Annotated in this window: 2 protein-coding genes; both read right to left on the bottom strand. The window is 75.0% G+C overall.

The features are described 5' to 3' along the window. Nucleotides 1-50: 50 nt before the first annotated feature. Nucleotides 51-1,544: a hypothetical protein gene (locus tag E0D90_RS24245; protein WP_438827445.1), complete on the bottom strand. Its 1,494-nt coding sequence runs from the start codon at nt 1,542-1,544 to the stop codon at nt 51-53. 280 nt (nt 1,545-1,824) lie between these two features. Next, nucleotides 1,825-3,918 carry a SpoIIE family protein phosphatase gene (locus E0D90_RS24250; RefSeq protein ID WP_103502388.1) on the bottom strand — a complete coding sequence of 698 codons (2,094 nt, stop codon included), beginning with the start codon at nt 3,916-3,918 and terminating at the stop codon, nt 1,825-1,827. Between the last annotated feature and the right edge of the window lie 136 nt (nt 3,919-4,054).

The raw sequence follows: 4,054 nt of genomic DNA on the forward strand, positions 1-4,054 counted from the left end.
GTGCGGGTGCGGGTGCGGGTGGGGACGGGAGCGGTGGTGCGGCCGGACCGTCACGGTGCGGACTCCGGCTGACCGGAGCCGGCGAGGTCCAGCAGCGCGGTACCGACGATGAGGTCCGCGCCGCCGAAGCCGGGGTCGTCCAGCTCGGTGCCGTCGTCCACGGCGAACAGCAGCCGTTCGTCGCCCTGCCGGTAAGCGGTGCCCACCGGCGGGCTGGCGGCGTGCACGGCCATCAGCGCCACCAGATAGGGAAGGTCATCGTCGCTGCGGCGGGCCTCGGCCAGCAGACCGGAGAGCCGGCGCGGGGCGTCCGGCGGAAGGTCCAGCAGTTCCTTGGCGGCGGCCAGCTGACCGGGGCTGAACCGGCTGTCGTCGGGGGTCGCCACCAGGTCCGGCTCGGGCATCTCCACGCCGAGGTGTTCGCGGGGGGCGGTCGGCGTGAGCAGCAGTTCGGTGAGGTCGCCGAGGCGGACGACGCCGGGCGGCCGGGGGCCGGTGCCCCGGGCGAAGTAGGCGTCCGTGACGCGGCAGGCGCGCTCCAGCGGCTCGGGCAGCAGGGGCGCCAGCAACTGGCCGTGGAGGTCGAGGCCGGCGCGCGCGGACGGCGGCGCGAACTCCTGCCGGTCCTGCTCGGCGCGGAAGAGCGGCCCGGCCTCCAGCAGCCGGGACTGCAGCTGGGTGTGGCGGCGGATGCAGTCCTTGACGATGTCGACCAGTTCGGCGGCGCGCAGTTTGTGCTCGCCGGCGCGCGGTCCGGCGGGGTCGGCCTCGTCACGGGCGCGGCGGATGTTGGTGAGGATGGCGTTCTCGTGCCGGTAGCGGTCCGCGATGTGGTCCAGCGCCTCGGCGATCATGTCGGGCACGGTGTTCAGCCAGTCCACCGCCCGGACGTTGCGCCGGGTCGCCTCCAGGGTGCGGCGCAGGGTCTCGGCGTACTGCACGGTGCGGTAGCGGGCCTGTTCGGCCGCGAGCTGGGCGTCGGCGAGCCGGCCGCGGCTGATCAGCACCTCCAGCTTGACCTCGGCCGCGATCTGGGCGCTGGTGACGTCGGTGTCGAGGGCGCCGACCAGGACGTTGACCGCCTCGTCGGTGGTGCGCAGGCAGACGCCGCCCGCCGGGTCGGGCAGTTCCTCGATGAGCTTGAAGTCGTAGTCGCGCCGGACGTAGGCGCCGTCGGCGCCGAAGGTGCCGTAGACGGCGCGGAAGCCGCGGTCCACGCTGCCGACGTTGATGAGGTTCTCCAGCACCCAGCGGGCGACGCGGTGGTGTTCGGCGGCGGGGCGGTGCGGGGCCTGTGCGGCGACGCGGGGCACGAGCCGGGCGACCACGTGGTCGTGGTCGGCGCCGGTGTCGAAGTCCATCGCGAGGGTGACCAGGTCGATCGCGGAGAGCGCGACCTCCGCCATGCTGTACGTGCCGTACTCCCCCGCGAGGTTCGCCTTGCGGACGTCGAGGTCGTGGAGCGGCGCGGTGCAGGCCAGGGCACGCAGGCGGCGGGCCAGCCCCTCGTCGGCCGCGGAGTCGGTCACCGGATGCGCAGTCACGACGCACAGCGTAGGCGGTCGCACCGACAACGGTTGTTTCGGGTGCAGATGGCCGGGTTGGGCGGGCACCGGCCGCAAAGCGGCCTTCGTCCCTGACGCCCGGTCAAGGTGGCGCCCCGGCCCGGCGCCCGTCGCCGCGGTGCTCGGCGCACCACTCCGGAGACCGGCGGGTGGTGCTTCACCGGCGCTGCTCGACGGGTGCGTCAACTCGGTCCGCGATGCAGCAGATTACGCCACCGCGGAGGGTGTCCGGTGCCACCCGGCCACCGGTCGTGGCCGGTCAGCAGGCCCCTGCGGCAGCGAGGTCGCCGTGCGGGCGGGCCAGGAGCAGCGCCACGTCGTCCTGGGGTGCCCGGTGCAGGGCGGCCAGCACACGGTCGCAGGTCTCCTCCAGCGGGAGGGGGTGCCCGGTGAGCAGGCGTCGCAGCCGGCTCAGCCCCACGTCGATGGAGGTGTGCCGGTCCTCCACCAGGCCGTCGGTGAACATCGCCAGCGTGGCCCGGTGCGGCAGGGGCAGCCGTTCGGCGGTGAAACCGCCGGCACCCACGCCCAGGGGGGCGGCCACGGGGAGGTCGAGGAGTTCGGCCTGGCCGCCCGGACCTATCACGATGGGCGGCAGATGCCCGGCGACGGCCAGTTCGCACCAGCCGGCCACCGGGTCGCAGACGGCGTAGACGCAGGTCGCGATGGAGTCGCCCAGGTACTCGGCGGTGGCGTCGAGGTGGCCGAGCAGCTCCGCCGGTGGCAGGTCGAGCCGGGCGAGGGCGCGGGTGGTGGAGCGCAGTTGTCCCATGATGGCGGCCGCGTGCACGCCCTTGCCCATCACGTCACCGATCATCAGCCCGACGCGGCCGTGACGCAGCGGAAGCACGTCGAACCAGTCGCCGCCGACCTCCCGTACGGCCGGGAGGTAGCGGAACGCGAGGTCCAGGGCGAGGGGTTCCTCGGGCATCCGCGGCAGCAGCCCGCGCTGGAGGGTGAGTGCCGCGTTGCGCTCCCGGCTGTAGAGCCGGGCGTTGTCCACGCAGATCGCCGCGCGCCCGGCGAGGTCGACGGCCAGCGCGAGGTCGCGCTCGTCGAAGGGCCGGGGAGTGGTGTGGGTGCGGCACAGGCTGAGCGTGCCGAGGATGTCGCCGCGGGCGACCAGTGGCACGGCCAGGTAGGAGTGGACGCCGGATCGGGCCAGCACCCGGGCGGCGCCCTCGTCGCGGGCGATGCGCAGCAGCGTCCGCGGGCCCACTTCCGGCAGCAGGATGGGGCGTGCCTCGGCGACGCACTGGGTGATCGGCCGGTGCGGGCCGTAGGACGCCAGGGCGCCGACCCGGTCGGCGGCCGTCTCGGCGTCGCTGTGCGCCTCGGCGGAGGCGACGGCGAGCGCCCGGAACCGGGCGGAGCCGTCCTCCGCGACGGGCGGGACGACCTCCCCGCTGAACACGGAGTCCAGGACGTCGACAGCCGCCAGGTCGGCGAGCCGGGGCACGATCACGTCGGCCAGTTCCTGGGCGGTGTGCTGGAGGTCCAGCGTGGTGCCGATGCGGCGCCCGGCGTCGGCGATCATGGCGAGCTGCTCACGGGCCTCGGCCACCTCGGCGGACGCCCGGTGGCGTTCGGTGACGTCGACGACCGAGGTGGCGGCGCCCAGCGGCCGGCCGGCGGGGTCCTCCACCCGGTAGTAGGAGGCGGACCAGACGTGCTCGGCTCCGGGGTCGGCCGGGGTGGTGCCGGTGACCTGCTGGTCGGGCAGGGCGTCGCCGTCGGCCATGACGCGGCGCATCGCGGCGGCGACCTGGGGCACGTCCAGGCCGCCGCCGGTCCCGCCGATCTCGCGGCCGAGCAGTTCGGAGGGGGTCGCCCCTCCCGCGCGGGCGAGGGCGGGGTTGACGCGCAGCCAGCGCAGCTCGGTGTCGACCATGCCGAGGCCGACCGGGGACTGGCTGATGAGACTGGTGGAGAGCGCGAGGTCGGTCTCCAGCCGGCGCACCGCGCCGGCGTCGGCGGCCAGCGCGAGGACGAGGACGCGGCCGGACTCGTCCAGCAGACGGCGGTGCCGGAACTCGACCTCCGCGATGGTGCCGTCGCCGCGCCGGACAGGGAAGACGCCGGACCAGCCGGCGCCGTCCCGGACCCGCTGGAACCAGTCGGTGACCAGCGCGAGGTGCTCGTGGGCCACCAGGACGCGGCCCGCGTACGCGCCCAGGACGTCGGCCGCGCGGTGCCCGAAGAGCGTCTCGGCCTCGGCGCCCCAGAGCCGGATGCGCCCGTCCGCGTCGAGAAGGAAGGCGGCGGCCTGTATCTGTTCGAGCAGGCTGCCCGGGGCCTCGCTGACACCTTCCGGGTCGGATCCGCCCCGCAGTTCCTCGCCGTGCCCGGCCATGCAGGTCGCCTTTCGCCACGACTCGTTCCGACAGCCGCCGGAGCGTTCCGACAGGTGTCGGAATCACATTCAACGCCAGGCCCGCGCCGGTCGCGCGGCGGGTCCCCCATCAGGCGGCACACGGGCGGGCCGGGAG

The sequence above is a fragment of the Streptomyces otsuchiensis genome, assembly GCF_004305975.1.
Taxonomy (GTDB): domain Bacteria; phylum Actinomycetota; class Actinomycetes; order Streptomycetales; family Streptomycetaceae; genus Streptomyces; species Streptomyces otsuchiensis.

What these genes read in the sequence shown, in the direction of transcription:
- E0D90_RS24250 (WP_103502388.1), bottom strand. Translation starts at nt 3,918, where the DNA reads ATGGCCGGGCACGGCGAGGAACTGCGGGGCGGATCCGACCCGGAAGGT.